17 protein-coding genes are annotated in these 21,790 nt (G+C 37.3%); 11 read left to right on the top strand and 6 right to left on the bottom strand.

The genetic code is table 11. The annotated features are described in order from the left end of the window. Positions 1 to 27: 27 nt before the first annotated feature. The gene (locus HDE68_RS15215; RefSeq protein ID WP_183883066.1) at positions 28 to 942 is read left to right on the top strand and encodes an S-adenosyl-l-methionine hydroxide adenosyltransferase family protein; all 915 of its coding nucleotides are present in this window, start codon (positions 28 to 30) and stop codon (positions 940 to 942) included. A 1-nt stretch (position 943) separates the two neighbouring features. Then, complete coding sequence (locus tag HDE68_RS15210; protein ID WP_183883065.1) at positions 944 to 3,619, top strand: TonB-dependent receptor; 2,676 nt, start codon at positions 944 to 946, stop codon at positions 3,617 to 3,619. A 102-nt stretch (positions 3,620 to 3,721) separates the two neighbouring features. Here the strand turns inward: HDE68_RS15210 and HDE68_RS15205 are convergent, their stop codons facing one another. The 3 genes from HDE68_RS15205 to HDE68_RS15195 all read right to left on the bottom strand — a co-directional run bounded on the left by HDE68_RS15205 (position 3,722) and on the right by HDE68_RS15195 (position 7,568). Further along, positions 3,722 to 4,813: a TlpA family protein disulfide reductase gene (locus tag HDE68_RS15205; protein WP_183883064.1), complete on the bottom strand. Its 1,092-nt coding sequence runs from the start codon at positions 4,811 to 4,813 to the stop codon at positions 3,722 to 3,724. 545 nt (positions 4,814 to 5,358) lie between these two features. Then, positions 5,359 to 7,029, bottom strand: a complete 1,671-nt coding sequence (locus HDE68_RS15200) for a vitamin K epoxide reductase family protein (protein WP_183883063.1) — start codon at positions 7,027 to 7,029, stop codon at positions 5,359 to 5,361. A 113-nt stretch (positions 7,030 to 7,142) separates the two neighbouring features. Beyond that, positions 7,143 to 7,568, bottom strand: coding sequence for a cysteine peptidase family C39 domain-containing protein (locus tag HDE68_RS15195; RefSeq protein WP_183883062.1), 426 nt, complete (start codon positions 7,566 to 7,568; stop codon positions 7,143 to 7,145). Between the two features lie 152 nt (positions 7,569 to 7,720). Here HDE68_RS15195 and HDE68_RS15190 point away from each other — a divergent pair, with 152 nt between their 5' ends. The 3 genes from HDE68_RS15190 to HDE68_RS15180 all read left to right on the top strand — a co-directional run bounded on the left by HDE68_RS15190 (position 7,721) and on the right by HDE68_RS15180 (position 11,767). Next, positions 7,721 to 8,971 carry a hypothetical protein gene (locus HDE68_RS15190; RefSeq protein WP_183883061.1) on the top strand — a complete coding sequence of 417 codons (1,251 nt, stop codon included), beginning with the start codon at positions 7,721 to 7,723 and terminating at the stop codon, positions 8,969 to 8,971. 38 nt (positions 8,972 to 9,009) lie between these two features. After that, positions 9,010 to 10,245: a glycosyltransferase family A protein gene (locus HDE68_RS15185; protein ID WP_183883060.1), complete on the top strand. Its 1,236-nt coding sequence runs from the start codon at positions 9,010 to 9,012 to the stop codon at positions 10,243 to 10,245. Positions 10,246 to 10,528: 283 nt separating this feature from the next. Then, positions 10,529 to 11,767 (top strand): MFS transporter, encoded by a 1,239-nt coding sequence (locus HDE68_RS15180; protein WP_183883059.1) that lies wholly within the window; start codon positions 10,529 to 10,531, stop codon positions 11,765 to 11,767. 51 nt (positions 11,768 to 11,818) lie between these two features. Here the strand turns inward: HDE68_RS15180 and HDE68_RS15175 are convergent, their stop codons facing one another. Further along, on the bottom strand, positions 11,819 to 12,469 hold the full coding sequence (locus HDE68_RS15175) for a response regulator transcription factor (RefSeq protein ID WP_183883058.1): 651 nt from the start codon (positions 12,467 to 12,469) through the stop codon (positions 11,819 to 11,821). Between the two features lie 229 nt (positions 12,470 to 12,698). Between HDE68_RS15175 and HDE68_RS15170 the strand changes: the two genes are divergently transcribed. The 3 genes from HDE68_RS15170 to HDE68_RS15160 all read left to right on the top strand — a co-directional run bounded on the left by HDE68_RS15170 (position 12,699) and on the right by HDE68_RS15160 (position 16,509). After that, positions 12,699 to 13,130 carry a DUF3995 domain-containing protein gene (locus tag HDE68_RS15170; protein WP_183883057.1) on the top strand — a complete coding sequence of 144 codons (432 nt, stop codon included), beginning with the start codon at positions 12,699 to 12,701 and terminating at the stop codon, positions 13,128 to 13,130. A 75-nt stretch (positions 13,131 to 13,205) separates the two neighbouring features. After that, the gene (locus tag HDE68_RS15165) at positions 13,206 to 14,246 is read left to right on the top strand and encodes a hypothetical protein (RefSeq protein WP_183883056.1); all 1,041 of its coding nucleotides are present in this window, start codon (positions 13,206 to 13,208) and stop codon (positions 14,244 to 14,246) included. Continuing rightward, the gene (locus HDE68_RS15160) at positions 14,176 to 16,509 is read left to right on the top strand and encodes a hypothetical protein (RefSeq protein ID WP_183883055.1); all 2,334 of its coding nucleotides are present in this window, start codon (positions 14,176 to 14,178) and stop codon (positions 16,507 to 16,509) included. The genes HDE68_RS15165 and HDE68_RS15160 overlap by 71 nt, the downstream gene beginning before the upstream one ends. Before the next feature lie 82 nt (positions 16,510 to 16,591). Here HDE68_RS15160 and HDE68_RS15155 read toward each other — a convergent pair whose 3' ends face one another. After that, complete coding sequence (locus HDE68_RS15155) at positions 16,592 to 18,901, bottom strand: glycoside hydrolase family 3 protein (protein WP_183883054.1); 2,310 nt, start codon at positions 18,899 to 18,901, stop codon at positions 16,592 to 16,594. 164 nt (positions 18,902 to 19,065) lie between these two features. On the opposite strand from HDE68_RS15155, the gene HDE68_RS15150 reads away from it, so the two are divergent. Next, the gene (locus HDE68_RS15150; protein WP_183883053.1) at positions 19,066 to 19,569 is read left to right on the top strand and encodes a GNAT family N-acetyltransferase; all 504 of its coding nucleotides are present in this window, start codon (positions 19,066 to 19,068) and stop codon (positions 19,567 to 19,569) included. After that, a complete protein-coding gene (locus HDE68_RS15145; RefSeq protein ID WP_183883052.1) occupies positions 19,559 to 20,497 on the top strand; it encodes a bifunctional helix-turn-helix transcriptional regulator/GNAT family N-acetyltransferase in 939 nt (312 codons plus the stop codon). Before HDE68_RS15150 ends, HDE68_RS15145 begins: the two co-directional genes overlap by 11 nt. 3 nt (positions 20,498 to 20,500) lie before the next feature. Here the strand turns inward: HDE68_RS15145 and HDE68_RS15140 are convergent, their stop codons facing one another. Continuing rightward, on the bottom strand, positions 20,501 to 20,869 hold the full coding sequence (locus tag HDE68_RS15140) for a VOC family protein (RefSeq protein WP_183883051.1): 369 nt from the start codon (positions 20,867 to 20,869) through the stop codon (positions 20,501 to 20,503). Between the two features lie 113 nt (positions 20,870 to 20,982). Between HDE68_RS15140 and HDE68_RS15135 the strand changes: the two genes are divergently transcribed. Next, on the top strand, positions 20,983 to 21,765 hold the full coding sequence (locus tag HDE68_RS15135) for a glycoside hydrolase family 16 protein (RefSeq protein ID WP_183883050.1): 783 nt from the start codon (positions 20,983 to 20,985) through the stop codon (positions 21,763 to 21,765). Positions 21,766 to 21,790 lie beyond the last annotated feature (25 nt).

Here is a 21,790-nt window from a genome sequence, read left to right as displayed (position 1 = left end):
AGATTTGTAGACTTTAAATATAACCTGATGATCACAAACCTAAAACGCAATTTTACCTTAATTTTTTTACTGTTTATTACTCACCTGGCCTTTGCCCAAAATAAGATCCTTGTTTTTCAGTCGGACTTTGGCCTTAAAGATGGTGCGGTCTCTGCAATGAAGGGAGTAGCCATTGGTGTTTCACCAGATCTTAGAATATTTGATCTTACCCACGAAATCCCTGCATATAACATTTGGGAGGCTGCTTACCGTTTAGTACAGACTGTACCTTATTATCCTGCCGGAACTGTATTTGTTTCTGTAGTAGACCCTGGAGTAGGGACTTCCAGGAAATCTGTAGTACTTAAAACTAAAACCGGACAATTTATTGTTACCCCTGATAATGGAACATTGACGCTGGTTGCCCAATCGCTTGGAATTGAAGAAGTGCGGGAAATTAACGAAGTGAAAAACCGCCGTAAAGATTCTGAAAAATCATATACTTTCCACGGACGTGATGTTTATGCCTTTACTGGTGCAAGACTGGCTTCTGGTGCAATTACTTACGATCAGGTTGGCCCTGAACTACCTAAACAGGTTGTCGAAATCCCATATCAGAAAGCTACTTTAGAAAACGGGGTCCTGAAAGGAAGTATTTCTATCCTGGATGTTCAGTACGGTAATGTCTGGACTGATATCAGCGGAGATCTTGTCAAACAGCTTGGCCCTAAATATGGTGATGTGCTGCATTTGCAGATTTTTCATCAGGGCAAAAGGGTATATGAAGGAGATGCGCCTTATAGCCAGACTTTTGGTGCTGTAGCTGAAGGTAAACCTTTAAGTTATCTGAATAGCCTATTACAATTATCATTTGCTTTAAATCAGGGTAATTTTGCACAGGTACATCATATCGCCAGCGGTAATGAATGGAGTGTAGAAGTGACGGTGAAAAAAGGTAAATAGAATGAGGAGATTAATTAGCGCTTTTCTTTTTTTACTGATTTCCAATTCCACATGGGCACAAAACCGTACCATTACCGGACGTATTACCGATCAGCATCATAACCCTTTGCCTGGTGCGACAATTATGATATCGCCCGATGGCAAACAGACCAATAGCAATGCACAGGGTATTTTTAAAATTACTATAACCAGTAGTGCACAATTTATTGGCGTTAATTTTATCGGTTACGAAATTGTTAAAGAAAAACTGACCAGCTCAAATGAGTATGCGATCAGTTTACAGCCTGCATCTTCTGCACTCGAAGAAGTGGTATTAGTTGGTACACGTAGTACGGGCAGAACAAGATTGAATACGGCTGTGCCTGTGGATGTTTTTAATATTCCGAAATTGCAGATGATGGCCCCGCAGAATGACTTGAACCAGTTGCTGCAATATGCTTCGCCTTCTTTTAATTCTAACCGCCAGTCTTCTTCGGATGGGAGTGAGCATATTGACCCTGCGAGTATCCGCGGCCTGGGCCCGGACCAGTTATTAGTTCTGGTAAATGGAAAACGAAGACATACTACTTCATTGGTGAATAATCAGGGGACTATGGGAAATGGTTCTGTAGGTACGGATATGAATGCAATTCCTGCTTCGGCAATTGAAAGGATCGAAGTTTTGCGCGATGGCGCCTCTGCACAATATGGCTCTGATGCTATTGCTGGAGTTGTTAATATTGTCTTGAAACAAAATACGGATAAACTGCTGGCCAGCGCTACAGGAGGTATTACTTCGAGAGGAGATGGTCAGGTTGGACAATTAAATCTGAATTATGGAACTGCTTTGGGTAAAAATGGCGGCTATATTAACCTGACTGCCGAAGGAGCTTACCGCGGTAAAACAACGAGAAACCAGGACCATGATCTGCCGATTTTTGATCAGTCAGCTAACCCAGCGCGTGCTTATGATGATGCACAGCTAAAAGCGGGAGGATTGACAAGAGAGGATTTTAATTTCCAGATCGGTGATGCTAAAATTAAGAACCTTTCTGCCTTTTTTAACCTGGGTCTTCCTTTTAACCAAGGTAAAAGTGAGTTTTATGCTTTTGGAGGATATAGTTACAGGACAGGAGAAGGGTTTGGCTTTCGCAGATTACCAAGCGATGCTTCGGCAAATGTATATGGTATTTTTCCCAATGGCTATCAGCCTAATACGACTTCTAAGATTAATGACAGGTCACTGGCATTTGGATTGAAGCAGAAACTGGGAAACTGGAATGCGGATTTGAGTAATACTTTAGGCGATAACCGTTTTGATTATGCCGTTAACAATACAGTAAATGCTTCTTTGCAAGAAAAATCACCTACCAGCTTCAAAGCAGGGGGACATGAATTTCTGCAAAATACGACTAACCTTGATTTTAGCCGCAAGCTGGATGTCGCTTCGGGTTTGAACCTTGCTTTTGGTGCCGAATTCAGAGTGGATGATTATCAGATCCGTGCAGGAGAAGAAGCCTCGTGGAAAAACTATGCGCTGATTACCAATAGTGACGGGACTGTTTCCAATCCTTCGGGACTGGCTGGCGGTTCACAGTCATTTAATGGTTTTTCACCCGAAAATGTGATCCATAAAAGCAGAAGTAATACGGGTGTATATGCAGACGCAGAATTAGACCTGACTGCTAAATGGCTGGTTAGTGGGGCAGTAAGATTTGAGCATTACAGTGATTTCGGATCTACTGTTAGTGGTAAGTTTGCAACCCGCTATAAAATTACTCCTAAATTCAATGTCAGGGGAGCAATAAGTAATGGATTCAGGGCCCCGTCTTTACATCAGCAATATTTCAGTGCTGTGAGTACGGATATTTTACCTGACAATACTTTAGGACAATCTGGTTTTTTTAGAAATAATAGTCCTGTCGCTAACGCATTGGGTATCCCTAAATTAAAACAGGAAACTTCCGTGAATTATAGCCTTGGTTTCACTGCTCAGCCTTTTACTAATTTCAATATTTCTGTTGATGGCTATCTGACTGATATCAAAAATAGAATTGTACTGACCGGAAGTTTTGGATATGATGCATTTGGTGATCCTGTAGAACAGATACAAAATATTATTAATCCGTTTGGCGTATCTTCTGCCCGCTTTTTCAGCAATGCGATTGATACCAGAACAATGGGGGTAGATGTGGTAGCTGATTATCAGATCAAATCCGGGGCACATACTTATGGCGCTTCTTTAGGTTTTAACCTGAACCGGAATAAAATTATAGGCGATCTGCATATTCCTGTTTTGTTAAAAGGTCAGGAGGATATTTTCTTTTCTCCGAATGACAGAACATTGATTACGGAAGGCACACCAGGGATTAAAACGAATTTAGCACTTAATTATGGCTATAAGAACTTCGCTGTGTTACTTAGAAATGTATATTTCGGGAAAGTTGCCAGGAATAGCTTCCCTTATGGAGAGGAACAGATTCATAACGGTAAGGTCGTTACTGATCTTTCTTTGAGTTATACGGTGAAACCGGTAACCTTTACCCTGGGAGCGAATAACCTGTTTGATATCTTTCCTGATAAACAGATCTATGAAAACAGTTATTTTGGCGTATTTAAATATGCCTCAGTACAGATGGGAACTTTAGGAAGTTATTATTTTTTACGTGCGACACTGGATTTGCCAAACCGGAGGTAAGTCGTTGAATAAATAGTGTAAATGCAAAAGAAAGAGGTTGTCCTTATAGGAATAGCCTCTTTTTTTGATCTGTATATTGAGTTCTGTCTGTTAAAATTTGGTTTATTGATTTCGGGATTTATCTTTCACCGTTAAGAAGTCTTTGGCTTTTTGTACTGCTTCGGCGGCTTTTGATGAGTCTCCCGCGAGACTGTACATACTTGCCATTCTCTTATAGGTACTTGATGTCATACCTAACTCCGGGTAGGGATCTAAATCAATCCATGCCTGACAACATTCTGCTCCTAATCTGTAGATGTTTTCTGGAATGTGTAGTTTATCAGAATTTTCCTCAATCTGGTAAACCAGACTAAGATATGGAGGATTATCGTAATTGGTATGTGTAGCCATTACTTCCATGGCATATGCATAGGCTTTTTGCGGGTTTGTTTGTAATAGTGCGGGGAATGTTCGCCCAACAAAATTCGGAAGAAATTTCAAATTAGGTACATTTTTAACCATCTCATCGATTACCAATAGTACCGAATCGGGACTAATTGTTACCCGCTCATAAGTGTTGCCGGCCATATTGATTTTATACCGGGTTATTCTATTATATAGTTCTTCTGCACTCTCCAATTGTAAATTTCCTAAATAAAGCTGATCGTTGCGCTTTAACTTTGCAAGTTCTGGTTTCCACGTTTTATTTAATATTTCTGTTAAAACACTATCAGCATATTTTGGGTGTCCAATCCAGGCTATTCTGCCATCATTTACGATAAATATGTTTGGTATACCATATGATTTGGATGTATCGGCCCAATTCTTACTCATGAATTTATTTTCTTCAATGCCTATTGTAAAATCCATGCGCTTTCCCATACTGTCTACTATTTTTTTGACTTTTGCTATTGGAATGCTCTCTTTTTCATAGATGTCAATTGATAAAAAGGTAGCTTTATCCTGATATTTATGTGCTAACTCTGAATAATGAGGCATCAATGCCAGGCAGGGTACACACCATGTAGCCCAAAAATCAATAACATAAATCTTACCTTTTTCAAAATTTTTTATAGGCTTACCATTTATCCAGGCTTTTACTTTCAGAGGTGGGGCAGGGTCACCAATATTAAGGCCAATATTAAATAAAGATTGTGCGCTGAGATTGAAGTTTATTGTAAATAAGAAAATTAACAATTGTAATTTTTGTTTCATATCCACTAAAATTGATTTATAATAAAAATAGATTTTTATGCTTGCAAATATTTATTTTGCAATAAAATTAACTTAGTGGTAATTAATATGAATATGTGACTCAAATATTGTTTTGTATTTAAAGATCTTGTTTATGATACTGGATAAAATTAGTGGAGGAAACTGTAAATTGAATTGTCAACAATTAAAATCAGAACGGGATAATTTCTTCCAGGTGGAGACTAATAAGTTCCCGCCTGGAAGAAGTGATATAGATAATTCATCTTAACCCCCCACACAAACTACTGCACATCTACATGCCTCGGCGGCAGTTACTTTAGCACAGGTACCAGTCTGTCCTTTACATGGTCCCGATGATGCGACACATGAATTCGTAGTACAATTAGGATAAGTTCCACATCCAGACGCATTACCTCCTGTTACTTTTTTTAATTGTTCTCTTGTAAGTACTTCTGCTCCCGCAAAATTTACTTTAATTAACTTTGGATTATTCATCATGTTTGAAATTATTTAGGTGAAATTTGAATTGATTATTGATGTAAGATTTATTTAATAAAAAGGTATTTAAAATCTTTAGCAGTATATATTTCGGGTATTTGAAAATATTTTGATGAGCTGTCATTGTCACCGTCATTTATCGAGATGAAAAAGGTTGGCGTGAACTCTATTTTAACTTTGTCACACCAATTCTTCATTTTTTGGATTTTTTTATCTTGTTGTTCCAGTTCCTCATATACTGGATATTTTAATGCAAAAGCTTCGTAGTTTTTTGTGTCAGCGAGGTACCAGTCGTCCAGTGCTTGTTTAAGGGTTTCTTTATCATATTTGTCAGTTAAAGCTAGAAAATGCTTAACTGGTGGTGCTTTAATGTCATTTTTTTCGTTAGTTACAGTGAATAATATCTGTAGCTGGAAATCTTCATTAATCCCAATGAGTTCTTCTATCTCTTTATGTGCATCTGCACAAGGGCCACAATAAGGGTTACAGACTTTAATGATTTTATATTTAGCATTGGGGTTACCCAAAAATATACCCAGATGTTCAGGTGATTCAGCAATCTCTTTTTGATTTTTTAAGAGCGTATTAAAAACATGCGGGTTACTTTTCAGCTTTTGCAGATTTGTGTAATTTTCTCTGCTCTGTTTTGCACTCTGCAATGCTGTAACTAAAACATTGATGATGATCAAGGGAGAAAGAAATGCAATCAGTATTTGAATTATCCGTCCAGCTGTAATTGAATTTAGATTAGTTATTCCATACCAGCCTGCAAGAGCTGAAATAGTTGTTTGCAAAGCCAAAATGCCCAATACACTTAAACATAAAATGCACCATTGTTTCGCTATTATCCATTGATAATAGATAGAAAATATCAAATATGGAATAGTTAATACGCCTAGCCAGGACAGCATAAATAAGATTTTTTTATTGTCTGGTCCTTCAAAAATCAAGAATAGGAGTAGACCGGTAAAATAACCGAGACCAATAATACTCCAACTCAGGCCAGCTATTTTAGAGGCCCCGGATTGTAATATTATTCCACAATTTATCTTTTTCCCTGCTGTACATATTTGATTGAGTGAAGGATTGTGGCTGTCTATTTCGTACCATACTAGTAATGTTCCTAATCCACAGCCTAGTATAGTTAACAATAAGTAACAGAATGGAAAAATAATCATGTTCCCTTCCTGGATATAATAAAATATACCAAAGACAATCAAAAAAAATGGGATACAGAAAATTCCTGCATATTGGATTCTCTTCTTTCTTTTTTCTGCCTTTATTTTTTTGTTATAGTCTTTTTCATAAATTTCATCTCCTCTTCCTACTAATAAGATTATCCCAGTTGTTCTTTTGAAAAAATCGTCTTTGTCAGAAAGTATCCAATGATGTTTTTCGGGGTCGAAGTAGTTAACTTTATTATTTTTTATCTCTTTTACGACGGTGAAAAAAGCGATCTCTTCTTTGCCGTACAATTGAATGATGAAAGGATCTGATGTATCTGCAAGTTGATCTGCAGCGATTTTTAAGGCAGTATTCTCAATACCGTGATTTGTAAGAACATCACTGATACTTAATAAACTTGGATAATCAGGATGTTCTTCGATTTCTTTTTTAAGTGTTGTTTTGGAGATTTTTGCCTTGATTAACTGGATTATCAAATTGGCGGCTTCAATGCCGTTTGTTATAGGTTCCAATAGATTTTTTAAAAAAATCATAATATAAATTTAATATACAAACTATCTCATTACGCACGATAGCCTATGCCTGAACATCTTATTAAATTTACGATAATGGATTATGCTTACTGGAGGACATTTGCCTCATAATATTAGTAAATGATGGATAGCGTCAGTAGTAGTCCGGAATGATGATGGACTTTCTCATGATTCTGCCAGTGGCATAAAAAATCCAATTCATTAAGTTTTAAAATTCCGATGCCCGGATCTGCTATAAAATAGAAGTCATTCTGAATCTTAAATAGGACAACAAAATGATGTTTATCCCAATGTAAAATTACTGGCAGATCAATCAGCCTGAGTTTCTTAATATCAATTTCCAGTCCTGTAGACTTGATCCCTAAAGTGCTGGCAGTATCAATTATATCTAACATCGATGAACCTTCCTGCTTGATTCCTGTCCAATTTTTCATTTGATGCGGATGAAAGCATTTACCATAGTATTTTGCGATCATTTTTAGACAGGTCGGACCACAATCCATTTGATTTGACTGAGGATAGAATGGAAATAATTTCAATTGATTAATTTTTAGATTACTGAATTTACATAATATAAAAATTCGGATCTGTAACAGAATACCCAAAAATTACAATAATATATTTTGGCCCTAATGGCCTGGATTAAGTTGCACTTTGTCTGTAAATTGATTATCTGATATTATTTAAGTTCATGGAAAAGGAAAATGATTTTTTAAAAGAATTGATACTGGATATCAACAATTCAAAGTTGAATATTGTAAAAAGAAGTCTAATGAACAGAACATTTGAACTTTCTTTGAATACCTTTTTGTTGAACAATTTGCATGGCTGGATTGGAGCATATATTATCAGAACTATGTGTTTTGAATTAGGAATAAATGAACATCATATATTTAAATGGAGACCTGAAAATAAATATATCCAATATCTGATTCTTAATCATTATGCAAGAGGTTGTATGCCAAAAACCTTAAGTTTAACGGCCCTGCTGGAAAAAAGTGATTGGGCAGAAAATATCAGGATGCTGATTAAATCCGGTTACTTCATCAAGGCCACCCTTAGTTTTGGCTCTGGTGCGACTAACAGTTTTGACAAAACCACAGGTTTCGAGCAAATATTACGTAATCATCAGAGAAATGACTCGTTTAGTAATGAAAAATGGATAGTCCAAAAATGGTTAAATATCAGTAAAGAATTTAGGATACATACTTTCGGCAAAGATATTCTATATGGACTAACACTAATAATAAACGGTTCAAATGAAATAAACGATTTTGATCAGCCTCAGGCATTTGTAAATTCAATTTTGCAAAAATTGCCTTCTTCTTTTATGGAAGGTTCATTAATAGGATGGGATGTTGGCCTTACTAAAAAGGGGAAATTATATGTTATTGAAGCTAATTTTACAGGGTATCATCCGGTATATTATGAAGGTTTCCAAACCACTGGGTATGTCGGTGATCCTTTTTGCGGGCCTATTGTCTGTGCCTTATTGCATGTTTATTTTAGGAATAAACATGCAATATCAATAGTATCTGCCGAAAATTTTCTGATGGAAAAGTTCCCGTACCTAGCGGAGTTTTTCTATTACAGTTCACTATTCAATGAAGAGTTTATAGAGGTGCTTTTGAGAGCTAAAGGCCGTGTTAAAGCTATTTATATCTATTTAGGGGAAAAAACCGAATTTCATATTATTAAACTTGTTGGTTACATGCAAATGGCAAATTTTGCAGATACTATTTTCATTATTACAAATGAAGAGCTACAAGAAGAAGCACATAGACAATTTAAAGGAGAACGCATCATACATCTTGTTGAAAGTTCCTTATTCACAGAAGACCTGTATAAACAAATACAGAGAAAGGATTACGAAATTAAAAAGAAAGAATGCTATAGTCATTTGACAAGATTAACAAGTGGGCAATCGTGCATATTCTTATAGTTGCATTCTCAGACCGGTTTACTTTAATTCTATAAATTATGAGATTAATTGATGATTACAGTCACTACCATTTTATTCTTTGGAACAAGAATGGAACGATAACCTGTTACGATATGATGTTTTTAAGTTTTGAATTTTTAGAACAGGACTATGATTATATATTATGTCTGAAATTTGACCCACCCCTGGATATTTTTAACCCAGATATGAATGAGTTGACAAAGTCTTTAGAAGTTATTTTTTACAACGATCAGAATACATTTGTCATTTTAACACAAAAAAAAGAAGCACCACTTTATCAGGAGAGACATGATGAATATATTTACTCCTTTAGCTGTGATTTTCATCATTTCAAAAAGATGATCGGGCAGCATTCGACAGTTGAACTATATACTGGAAATCTACTTTATGTTTTATTAAACCATATAGGTAACGGTAATTCAAATTTGTATAAAATTATTGTCAGACAGATTCCGTTCGAAACTTTTGAAGCTCATGGAGTTGATCATTGTGATGTAATTATCCCACATAGAGGCGAGGCAGCCTATTTACGTAGTTTAATGACGTTTTTAAACTATTTGGAAAATATCAATGTGTTTGTCGGGCTAGATCAGTTTAAGATTGGCCAGGAATTAGATTTTCGGTATCAATATCCCAATGCATCCTTTTATTCTTTTAAACCTAACCCTGTCGGACCTTATATTATACGTAACAAATTAATCAATGAAGGTAAGGCCAAATTCATCTTTTTGCAGGATTCTGATGATATACCTTGTGCGGATAGATTTGAACGCCTTTCTGCTTTTATGATAAAAAATAACGTTCCCTTATGCGGTTCGCATGAAATTAGAATGGACTATTTTAATAAGACAGTGCAAGCAATCAGATACCCCAAAAATGTCATTGCTGCATTGAAAGATACCCCTGCACATGCCCTTTTGCATTCCACTTCTGCTATTGAGAGAAATATGTTTTATCATTGTAATACACTATCTGAAGACAGAATTTTTGCTAATGATACTAAGTTTTTATACTATAGTTATTTCAAATTGAATAAGATTGAGAATATTGATGAATTTCTATATATCAGAAGGTCACATCTTAATTCTCTCACAACTTCGCCTATAACCTTTGCAGGTTCACCTATTAGAACGCAGTTAATAAACCAATGGGTAGTTGATTTCACACTTGTAAAACTTGGTGTTCTTAAATTGGAGCATTCATGTCTAAACTATAAAGGGCCAAAACGTAAGTTTGAGTCTAAAAGATTGTAATTAACTCAACGAAGCTTACGAATCAAATGATTGTAAGTTTCGTTGATATAGTTTAAACTCAAATCAGTTTAAAGAAAACAAAATGCCATTGTGGTAAAGTATAATCTTTGTTTTTGTTTGAATTGTGTAATATAATTTGTCGCCTTATTTTCTTGTTATCATTGTTTTTGATGTATTTGATCCGCTTTATAGCATATATCTATGATGCTATCATTGAATTGTGTAATCATTTATTTGATTAGTGTAATTGGCAGAATTGCTAAAGTATTAATTTTGCACTATTATGATAACGATTACCTCCAAATCAACAGCAATAAAAGAAAAACACCAGGGGATAGCCACCCTGCTTGCTTTCGCATTACTTCCGCTTTCTGGCTTCGCAACTGATATTTATATTCCCTCATTGCCGACTATGGCAGGGGAGATGCATGTCAGCAGCATCCAGGTGCAACTAACATTAAGTATTTTTCTAATCAGTTACGGGGTTTCTCAACTCTTTATTGGGAGTGTCCTGGATAGCTTTGGCAGGTACAAAATCTCTTTGATTTCTCTGGTGATTTTTGCCCTTGCAAGTTTTGTAATTGCAGTGACGCATAATATCTACCTCATTTACCTGATGCGGATTATTCACGGACTTACGGTAGGGGCTATTATTGTTGCTAAAAGAGCCTATTTTGTAGACGTCTTTGCTGGTGACAAGCTCAAACATTATCTAAGCCTTTTCTCTATTATATGGTCTACAGGTCCGATTGTTGCCCCTTTTATTGGTGGCTATCTTCAGGCTGCCTTTGGCTGGGAATCTAATTTTTATTTTTTAGGTGGATTTGCCCTTGTATTGCTTGTACTGGAGCTGATTTATAGCGGTGAATCGCTGGTACATTTTACAGAGTTCCGTTTCCGTAAAATTGTAGACATCTATTTGACGATGATCAAAACAGCAAGTTTTTCATTAGGTATTGTGATGCTTGGACTAGCTTATTGTATGGTTATGATTTACAATATGACAGGACCTTTCATTATTGAACATCATTTGAACTTATCACCTATTGTGGCTGGTTACAGCTCTCTGTTTTTAGGTTTTGCCTGGATGGTAGGTGGGTTTATTGGTAAAGCAACGATCAATAAGCCATTTTTCAAAAGACTGGTAGTGAATGTGGGTTTACAGGTGGCATTTGTAATTACGATGATCATCAGCCTTAACTTTATTACGAATTTATATTCTATGATCTTCTTTGCTTTTATCATCCATGTTGGGGCCGGGTATACTTTTAATAACTACTTTACTTTCTGTCTGGGGAAATTTCCAAAGAACGCAGGGATCGCTGGCGGGCTTACCGGTGGGATTACTTATGTAATTGTGTCGTTTTTAAGTTATGCGATTGTGAACGTAGTGCCTGCTAAAGATGAAAGAAATCTGAGTTATAGTTATCTGATCCTTATACTTTTATCAGTAACCATTATGTTTATCATTTTTAATATGAACAAGAAGGCTGTAGCTGAGCCAGCTTCTGAAGCCGTTTAACAAGGAATAAGTATCTGATGAATAGATTAATCGGATAAAATAACGGGGTGATCATACACTGATTATCCCGTTTTTTACAGCATAAATAACCAGTCCGGCAATTTTCTTTGAGCCTATTTTTTCAAATAACCTGGTCCGGTAACCTTCTACAGTACGTACGCTTAGAAATAGCTTTTTAGCAATCTCAATATTCGTGCTTTCTTCACAGATCAATTTAAGGACATCTATTTCGCGGTCATTCAGCATGGCTTCGTGACTGCCAATTGTTGCCGGCGGCTGAACCAGTAAATCTTTAATTAAGGTAACTGATAAATACTCGTTGAAATAAAATCCTTTATCTTGTAGGTCATTGATTGCATGAATGACTTCTTCTGGTTCTGAATCTTTTAACAGATAGCCGTTTGCACCAGCCTTCATTACACTGATAATGCAGTTGTCTTCGTAATTTGCAGATAAGATAAGGATTTTTACCTGATCTGATTTTGCCCTGATCCGACTGATCATTTGTAACCCTTCTATGTCCGGAAACTTAATGTCCATAAGGATGACATCCGGTTTTTTTAGTGCAAGCTGGTCAATAATTTCAAGACCTTTCCCTGTTTCTAAAACAAGGTTAAATTTTTCATAGTCTTCCAATATCGCTGTTAATCCTTTCCTAAAGATTTTGTTTTCGTCAGCGATTGCAATTCTTAAAGGTATCATGAGAGAGGGATAATCATAAATAAATACACAAACCCGTATAATAAATATAAGTCAATTCTTATGAATTATCAAATTTTTATTGCTCTTATGTGTTTTGTGTATTCAAATTTTATTGTTAATATTCAGTTGGATACATGTTTTATCTCATGTTTAACTGTAGTATAATTAGCTAAAGGCTTTTTGTGAAAAGATAAGCTTAAAATCTGTAATTTTGAAAATGCTTATTTTTATGACTCTATTGAATACGATTGTTTTTCTGACTTTATCTTTTATCCATATTTATTGGGCCTTTGGTGGGCAATGGGGTAAAGAATTGTCTGTGCCGACAACCGATTCAGGCCAAAAGTTGTTTGTTCCCGGAGTTCGGGCCACACTTTTTGTTGCCGCTGGGTTATTGATTTTTGCAGCGGTTAATCTGAGTATCCGGGTTCTTCCGGGTTTAGCAACTCATACTTTATTTGTGATCACCCCTTTATATCTGAAATATGGTATCCTGATGATCGGATTGATTTTTCTCTTGCGGTCAATTGGTGATTTTAATTATGTAGGATTGATGAAAAAGCATAAAACTTCGCCTTTTGCCAAAAATGATACGCGATTTTATGTTCCTCTGTGTCTGATTATTTTTATTGCTCATGCCCTGATATTTGCTTTGTTTTAAGCGGATAAATATGATTTGCCTACCTTTAGGCGATTTCCAGGATCACATTTGGAGATGAAATATGAATTTGCTGATATGCGTCAAAAAATAATTTTTTCAGGATTAGTTATTACAGGTCTGATTATCTGTTGTCTTACGGGTTGTAAAAAGAAAATATCTACAGCTGATTCTGCTTTTTATTATTGGAAAACTACATTGCTATTAGACAAACCGCAGGCTGACCTTTTAAAAGGTGCTGCGGATAATCAGTTGTATGTTCGCTTATTTGATGTGATCTGGGATGAACAAAAAAGTGATGTGCGTCCGAATGCGATTATTAGTATCAATCAGGACGTTAGTCAGTTCCACATTGTGCCGGTTATTTACATCACAAATAAAACTTTTGAAAAACTATCACCTGACCAGACGGGGCCGCTGGCAGAAAAGGTGAACAGGTTAATTAATGAGATTACTGCACAGAATAAGATTTCTTATCAGCGTGTACAAATAGATTGTGACTGGACTACAGGGACTAAGAATCGTTATTTCGCTTTTCTGAAGACATTTAAAGAGCTGAATAAAAAACAACTGGAAGCAACTATTCGTTTGCATCAGATTAAATATGCTGATCGCACAGGTGTGCCTCCGGTTGATAAGGGCTTGCTAATGTTTTATAATATGGGTAAGATATCTGCTAATCTAAAACAGCGGAACTCTATTTACAATACAACGGATGCAGCTAAGTATGTTAAGTATTTACCCTTGTATCAATTGCCTTTAGATATCGCTTTGCCTTTGTTTTCGTGGGCAATACAGATCAGAGAGGGAAAAGTGATCCAGCTTTATGGAAAGATTGGCCAGCAGGAATTGTCTGACCGGGCTAATTTTCAGCAGACAGCACAGTCTAATGTTTATAAAGCAAATAAGAGTTTTTATCTCTCAGGAGTTTATATCAAAGAGAATGATGTATTTAAACTTGAAACTGTAAACCAGAAATTACTGGATCAGGCGGCTTATCAATTATCAAAACACCTTGCACATCTTGAAAAACGCAATATTATATATTATGAATTATCAACCAACGCTGCTGCTGCGCTTAAAGCAGAAGATATCAAAGAAGTTTCTGCTCATTTTTAGTGTTTGTTCCCTTGCCATTGCAGGTATTGTGGTTGCCTGTGGTGATGGCGGCTATTATGATGATTATGAACTTTCCAGTTTTGCACCGGAAGCTTTTGTAAACAGTAATTATTCTCCATTTTTCTTCACCAGTTCTACTACTTATTATAATGGGTATAATCTGGATGATAGCAATACGCATTATAGCCAGTTAGTGGTGAATGAGTGGGCTTCATGGTTTGATGGTCAAATAGATACAACTTCATTAAAAGCTTTGATCATCACAGCGGGTGTTGGAAATATTGACTCTGCTTCACGTTATTACAAAGGAAAACTGAATGTTTTACCTGTAGGTTTACCTGATTTGAAAAATTCAAAAGCTGACCGCAGGAAGGTGAGCGCATTTTTTGATTACCTGATTTTAGCTAAAGAATGTGAAAGTTATGCAGTTGGTCCGGGTGATTACTGGTCTTATGAAAAAACTCCTGTAAAAGAAGTGCCGCAGGCATTGGAAAATACTTTGCTTAAAGCAGTTGATGCGGCAAAAGATCCTTTTATTAAACAGCGTCTCTGGTTCCAAATGGTACGTTATTACTATTTTAAACAACGGCAGCATGCTGCCGGTCCGGTGAAAACGGATGTGCCGCTGCCAGCTTATTTTGCTAAAGAAGAAGCCTCTTTTCCAAAGAATATGATGTATTACCGTACGCTGGGATATCTTGCAGGTTATTATTATCAAAAGGGTGAATATGCACAGGCAAATTATCTGTATAGCTTATGTTATAATTATTCTTTTGAAATGAAAATCCCAAGCAGATGGAGTTTTCATCCTCAGAATGAGAAAGACTGGACAGCAACTTTAAACCTGGCAAAAGATGGTGCAGAGAAAATTACTTTATGGCATATGCTGGGTACAAGTAGAGATGAGGCACGTGCAATTAAAGAGATTTATGCAATTGACCCAAAATCTGAGAAACTTGATCTGCTGTTAAGCAGATTGGTTAATGAACGGGAAATGGGAGGGCAACCGTTAAAAGATACAAGCTCGTCTAATCAGGCTAAACGTTTAGAAACAGCAAAGGAAAGGGCCCTGGTCAATAAAATTGCAAATGAAGATAAAACTCAGAAACCGTATTACTGGAATATGGCAGCGGGTTATCTGAATGCACTTTCGGGTAATTACCCGGTGGCAAGGACGTTTTATGGTAAAGCAAGAAAACAATTGCCAGCGCGTGATACGCTGGTTATGGCACAGTATAAATTACTGGACTGGCTGCTTTATATTCAGCAGCTGAAACGTATAGATGCTAAAACTGAGGCCGCAATGGTTGAGCCGCTGAACTGGCTGAACAGTTTAAGCAAGAATAAAAAATCTATTCCTAATCTCCGTTTTCAAAGTGCAATTGGTCAGAGCATGACTATTTTATCAGATTTGTATAAAAAACAGGGAGATGTTTTAAAAGCTTATTTCTTTCATCCTGAGATTGGTTTTTACAATAGTAATGATAGGATAGAAGCTGCAAAAGCACTTTTGAATAAGAAAAATAAGACTGCATTTGAGCAATCCATGCTCAATTACTATTCGATCAATGTAGGGCAGCTCAGCTATTTACAAGCTATATTACTGGTATATCAGGAAAAACTGGATGAAGCAATTGTACACATGAAAGAGGCCGATACGGTAAACAGGAGTGTGATGTATGCTAATCCTTTCAATATCAATATCAAAGATTGTCACGATTGTGATTTTGAGGCTGATAAGGATAAAAAACATTTTACGGTACTGGGTTTCCTTGAAGCATTAAAAACGATTAAGGGAGATCTGGCAGCTGGCAAGAACGTATCGAGAAATGCAGCACTGCTAGCAAATGCTTATTATAATATTACGCATTATGGTAATGCGCGTGTGTTTTACTATTCTGCTACTGTAACGGATAGTTATGGAGATTCTCCATCTGCTATTCCTATGCCATACAGAAGGATTGTGACTGATAGTAAGGTAGCAGAGAAGTATTATCTGATTGCAAGGGCAAATGCTGCATCTAAAGAGTTAAAGGCAAAATATACTTATATGGCCGCAAAATGCGAGCGTAACGAAATTTATAATGCACAATATAATAATCCGGGAAAAGACAGAAAGTATTCGTGGCAATTTGATTTCAGCAATATCCCAACAGGTAAATATTTTGCGGAGCTGAAAGCACAGTATAGTCAGACCAGATATTATCAGGAAATATTAAATGAATGTGGCTATTTTAAGAAATACGTAAGTAAGAAACATTAATGGAATAAGGCAGCCTTTTTAAGGCTGCCTTTATTGTAAAATATCATTATTGCTTTGAAATGGTTATCGCAGGTTCATATTCTTATTTAGCCTGGTATTTAGTGGTGCGCTGATCTTTGATTTTACCTTTCCAGTTTAAACCATATCCAAAGTTGTAAACATTCCCTTCAGTGTCTGTGTGACAGTTCATGTCAAAAGGGATATCTTCATATTGTTTTTCTACAGTTAGCATGTCAGCAGGCATCTGAACAGGCAGCAAGCCCGAAGGTTCGGCCGCTCCTGAAATAATATCAAGCACGGCTTGTCCTGAAACGCCAAAATGTAATACAATTCCTTCAGCCTGTTTTTCAAATTCACTAAAGATCATTGGTTTTGAGGCATTGATAACTACAATAACCGGTTTGTCTTTCATCATTGCCCTGGTGTCAAGTATGGTCCTGAGGTCCATGGTGTTGTAGGCGGTAATGCTTTTGCTGAGATATGAACGATTGTTTATGGAGGGATCAATTACAGGATCACCTGCCGCTATACTCTGTGTTCTGGTTTTTGAAGCGGTATAGGTATTATATTGTAAAGTGATTGGAACATAGCCATTTCCACCTGATTTTCTATCATTCAGGTCATATCCTCCGTTTGCACTGTATGGACTGGATACGAATACAATAGAAAAATCGGCTTTAGCAGGGTCTTCAGTTAGGTTATAATATTTTTTTATTAAATTGATATCTACAGGGTAATCAAATCTGGGCGCCGACAGGTTTCCCCACCAGTCTTTGGAGGCCGGATAATAAATTTTAGGGACGAATACGGTTTTGTTTTTAGCTATTGGCAGGATGGCACTTTTGTTTTTAAGTAAGACAACAGATTTCAATTGTGCCTGGTAACCCGCTTTCATAAATTCTGTATTCCCTACAATCTTTTTACTTTCCTGAGGGTCAAGGTAGGGGTTCTCAAAAAGGCCTACTCTGAAAATGTTTTTCAGTAATCTGACTGCTGAGGTTTCAAAACGGGCCCGCATAAACTGTTCTCCATATTCTTTGATACCCATTTGATAAGCTGCCAGTATAGGTTTTACCTCGTTATTACCGCCAAACTGATCTACACCAGCCATGATTACCTTATAATGTCTCTCATTGATTGATAAAGCTTCTGCACCCCAGGGTTTACCGGCAAAAATATCTGGCGTAGCACCCTCATTTGCTGTAATCAGCCAGTCTGTGCAAACGACACCGTCGTAATTGTACTTTTTTCTTAGCAAATCTGTGATCATATATTTACTGTAACCATTGGCCATATTGTTTCCGGAAGGATCTTGTCCGTAAGCAATCGTATAATAGGGCATAACTGCTGCGGCCTGTTTAGTTTTTCCGGCTAATTTAAATGCCCCTTCGGTAAAGGGATAAATATGCTGCTCCAGATTTTTTCCGGGGTAAACAGCAAATTTACCGTAAGCCCAGTGTCCGTCCCTTCCGCCTTCTTCTGCGCCGCCACCGGGCCAGTGCTTAACCATGGCATTTACACTTTTATATCCCCATCCGTCTTTGATTTCATCCTTTCCGAAAGAGGTTTGAAAACCATCTATATAGGCGCGGGCCATATCTGCTGACAATAGAGGGCTTTCACCAAAAGTCATCGCAATACGGTACCAGCGGGGTTCTGTACCTAAATCTATTTGTGGAGAGAGTGCGGTTGAAATGCCTAGTGCACGGTATTCCTGTGCTGCTATATGTCCAAATTCCTGGACTATTGCAGGATTAAATGTTGCAGCCATACCTAATCCGTCGGGCCACATGGAAATTGTACCCCCGGCACCAGCATTGAATTCACTATTGATGGTTGCTGTATGGCGGGGATCTGTACTGGTATTTCCTGGAATACCCAGACCGGTACCTTCTACGAAAGCCTGCATGTTATTGTTCCAGGCTGCTGCAACTTCCGGACTCTGAACTCTGGTGATTAATATATGCCTGAGATTGTCTTCTTTCAGAAATTTCTTCTGTGCATCACTCAGGTCATCAGCTTTAGCTTTGCCCTGGCTAAAAACCAGTCCATTATAAGTGGAAGAACCAAACCCTGAATCGGCAGCAGGGATCATCTGGTGACTGCTGTAGAGCATTAGTCCGGAGATTTGTGCGATAGTCATCTGGTGGGCAAGGTCTTTTGCCCTTTCTTGGGCCGGGAGCCTCCAGTCTTCATATTTGTCCAGTTTCCCGTTTTTGTTCAGGTCTTTGAATTTTAATCCTTCAATAGTCAATATAGTGACTCCTGAGGCAGGACTATAGCCTAATACAATGCCATTCGGATTTTTGACGAGCTGATAGTTTTTGCCTTCCTGAGCGCTGGAGATTTGCAGGCAGGAAATGGCCAATAAGGTTAGGATAATTTTCTTCATACAGCTTTGGTTTTAGCTTTGCTTCTATGCGAAGCAATGGTAGTCCTTATTTTCTGTTTTTCCAAATTCAAGCTTTATAAAGGCTTTGTCTTATACAATTATTTTAGATTAATTTGTATATATGTAGTTGACTACGTACTTTTACACATATATACTATAAAGCGATGGAAACACAATTTGAAATCAAGACATCAACAGTTGCAGAAACTGAGCAAATCATAGATTTAATACTTACTATTCAACAACAGGAGTTTAACATTCCGATTACAGTTGCAGATCAGCCTGATTTAAAAGTGATAGAAGAATTTTATAAGGTGCCGGGAGGTGAATTCTGGGTTGCAAAACATCAGGACCAGGTGATAGGTTCTATTGCACTGATCAATGTGGGAGATGGCATCGGGGTAATCCGTAAAATGTTTGTTCATAAGGACTTTAGAGGTAAAGAACGGGGAATAGCACAGCAATTACTGGATATCCTGATTGCTTATGCCAGAGAAAAAGGGATAAAGGCGATTTACCTGGGGACTATTCTTCTTTTGCAGGCTGCAATCAGGTTTTATGAGCGTAATGGTTTTATGCCTATTGAAAAGACTAATTTACCAGCCAGTATACCTTTAATGAAGGTGGACACTCATTTTTTTGTTTTACATTTGGAAAATGAGCAGTAAGGAACCTGTTAATCTGATAGATGAATCTGGTATATTAGCTATATCCACACGGTTACAGCGGCTAAGTGATCAATTCCGAAAGGACGGGCTTTTGCTGTATAAAGCTTTTGGTATAGAGTTTGAACCCAAGTGGTTTCCTGTAATCTATACTTTACAATTTAAATCTCCTCTGAGTATCCTGGAGCTGGCATCAGAAATCGGTTATGCACACCCTTCAACTATTAGTTTATTAAAAGAGCTGGAACAGCAAAAGCTGATCAGCTCTTTGCGTGATAAAACGGATGAACGTAAACGTCTGATTATATTAACAGGTAAGGCCTGGGAATTGATCGAGAAAATGAAACCGGTATGGGAGGTCATGATCAAAGTTTTATCTGAGGTTACCCAGACAGAGAATAAGTTACTGCAGGCTTTGAATGAGACTGAGGAACAGCTGCGCAAGAAAAGCTTTTTTGAAAGGGCGCAGCAGCTGGTAGAAACGATGAAAGAACAGCGGTCTGAAAAGTCTTCGGAAGCAGCTGAGATAGAGGTGCGGCTGGTTGAAACCACTGAAGCATTTAAGACTTCTGCTGCAATAGTAAAGTCAGTTTTAAGGAAAATTGATGCGGAACAATCTTTTGCAGGTATTTCGGATGATCAAAACTTAAATTTTCTGGCTACTGTACATGATCTGCCCGCCGGAACCTGCAGTTGCCGTAAAACTAAAACAGGTTTTAAAATCGAAGGATTAGCAGTTTTAGAACAGTATAGAGGTGTTGGGGTAGGTAAAGCCCTTATTGATAAACTACTTGTGCAAAAAAATGAAGCACTTGAGGTGCATTCACCTTTAGCACTGGTTACCTGGTTTGAGAAAATGGGTTTCCAGAAAAAAGGTAAACAGCAGGAGGAATCCGGCAATCTTTATTATAAAATGATTTTAAGTCGTTAAGGTTTATTTATAACGGCTTATTTCTATCAGGTTTTTATCGGGGTCATTAATGTAAACGGATATAATTATTCCGTTTGCCCCTGATTTTTCAACAGGCCCTTCAATAATGGTGACCTTTTTTTCTGTCAGATGTGTGATCACCTTTTCAGTTGTCCAGTCGCTGATCAGGCAAATATCTGCCGACCCTATACCAGCTTTGTTCCTGGTTTCTTGTCCTAAAAGCTGAAGATTAATCTTTTGATCGCCAAATTTTAATGCTCTTCTGCCATTGCCAAAGGTAATAGGGGTCATAAAGAGTACGGATTCGTAAAAGTCAACGGAGCGCTCAATGTTACTCACTGTAATTACAATATGATCAAAATGGTTTATCATTTCGGATGTTTTAGTATGGACAGAAAAAATATTCTAGCTTTGATTACCCCTGATAGTATGTTTGTGTGTCAGTAGGTTAGATAACAAACCTAACAATCTAAAACCAAAAACGTATGAAAAAGATGTATTTTATCGCAATCATTGCGATGCTTGCCGTTTCTTGTAAAAAAGATCAGGCAATTACTGATGTAAATGCTGCAGGACAGGGAAATGGAAAAAATGCCGTTGCTGCAGTGAGTACTATTTCTTTTAGTGGTATTACCTGGAATGTCAAAGATTTGGGAAACACAACAGTTGGTCCCGGGCCAAATTACTGGTCAGGCAGTAGTGTCTGGGTAGATGCGCAAGGCTTTCTGCATTTAAAATTAAAGAAAGATCCGGCAACAGGCAGATGGAACTGCGCGGAGATTTATTCACAGCAAAAATTTGGCTATGGTTCTTATGTCTGGGAAGTAGAAGGCCGTCCGGATCAATTAGATCCGAATATTGTATTTGGTTTATTCAATTATAAAGACGGAGATGACGGGCATCATGAAGTGGATATTGAATTTGCAAGATGGGGCAATTCGCAATGGCCTAATTTCAATTATACAGTATATCCTGCTTATGGTAATCCTGAGACAAGAGATTCAAAGACTTATGAACTTGCTTTAAACGGAACCTATAGTACTTATAAATTTACACGTACAAACCAGGCGGTAACTTATAAAGCTTATCATGGGCATACGCAAAATGAAGCCAATTCTTTTTATCCCTATAGTACGCCGGCAGGCTTTCCTGTAAGTACAGAGGCTTTGCCAGTACACATGAATTTATGGTTGTTTAGCGGGCATGCACCTGTAAATGGTCAGGAAGTGGAAATGATTATTCATTCCTTTAAATTTACGCCTCAATAAGCAGCAATAACATAAAAAGAGCATT

The sequence above is a fragment of the Pedobacter cryoconitis genome, from assembly GCF_014200605.1.
GTDB classification, from domain to species: domain Bacteria; phylum Bacteroidota; class Bacteroidia; order Sphingobacteriales; family Sphingobacteriaceae; genus Pedobacter; species Pedobacter cryoconitis_B.
The sequence above is the reverse complement of the archived record's forward strand: the minus strand, read 5'-3'. Positions and strand labels throughout refer to the sequence as shown.

Bases quoted from the DNA above. Each gene is read 5' to 3' on its own strand.
- HDE68_RS15210 (WP_183883065.1), top strand. From the start codon at position 944: ATGAGGAGATTAATTAGCGCTTTTCTTTTTTTACTGATTTCCAATTCC.
- HDE68_RS15180 (WP_183883059.1), top strand. From the start codon at position 10,529: ATGATAACGATTACCTCCAAATCAACAGCAATAAAAGAAAAACACCAG.
- HDE68_RS15185 (WP_183883060.1), top strand. From the start codon at position 9,010: ATGAGATTAATTGATGATTACAGTCACTACCATTTTATTCTTTGGAAC.
- HDE68_RS15150 (WP_183883053.1), top strand. From the start codon at position 19,066: ATGGAAACACAATTTGAAATCAAGACATCAACAGTTGCAGAAACTGAG.
- HDE68_RS15140 (WP_183883051.1), bottom strand. From the start codon at position 20,869: ATGATAAACCATTTTGATCATATTGTAATTACAGTGAGTAACATTGAG.
- HDE68_RS15175 (WP_183883058.1), bottom strand. From the start codon at position 12,469: ATGATACCTTTAAGAATTGCAATCGCTGACGAAAACAAAATCTTTAGG.
- HDE68_RS15200 (WP_183883063.1), bottom strand. From the start codon at position 7,029: ATGATTTTTTTAAAAAATCTATTGGAACCTATAACAAACGGCATTGAA.
- HDE68_RS15205 (WP_183883064.1), bottom strand. From the start codon at position 4,813: ATGAAACAAAAATTACAATTGTTAATTTTCTTATTTACAATAAACTTC.
- HDE68_RS15165 (WP_183883056.1), top strand. From the start codon at position 13,206: ATGCGTCAAAAAATAATTTTTTCAGGATTAGTTATTACAGGTCTGATT.
- HDE68_RS15215 (WP_183883066.1), top strand. From the start codon at position 28: ATGATCACAAACCTAAAACGCAATTTTACCTTAATTTTTTTACTGTTT.
- HDE68_RS15145 (WP_183883052.1), top strand. From the start codon at position 19,559: ATGAGCAGTAAGGAACCTGTTAATCTGATAGATGAATCTGGTATATTA.
- HDE68_RS15160 (WP_183883055.1), top strand. From the start codon at position 14,176: ATGAATTATCAACCAACGCTGCTGCTGCGCTTAAAGCAGAAGATATCA.
- HDE68_RS15190 (WP_183883061.1), top strand. From the start codon at position 7,721: ATGGAAAAGGAAAATGATTTTTTAAAAGAATTGATACTGGATATCAAC.
- HDE68_RS15170 (WP_183883057.1), top strand. From the start codon at position 12,699: ATGACTCTATTGAATACGATTGTTTTTCTGACTTTATCTTTTATCCAT.
- HDE68_RS15135 (WP_183883050.1), top strand. From the start codon at position 20,983: ATGAAAAAGATGTATTTTATCGCAATCATTGCGATGCTTGCCGTTTCT.
- HDE68_RS15155 (WP_183883054.1), bottom strand. From the start codon at position 18,901: ATGAAGAAAATTATCCTAACCTTATTGGCCATTTCCTGCCTGCAAATC.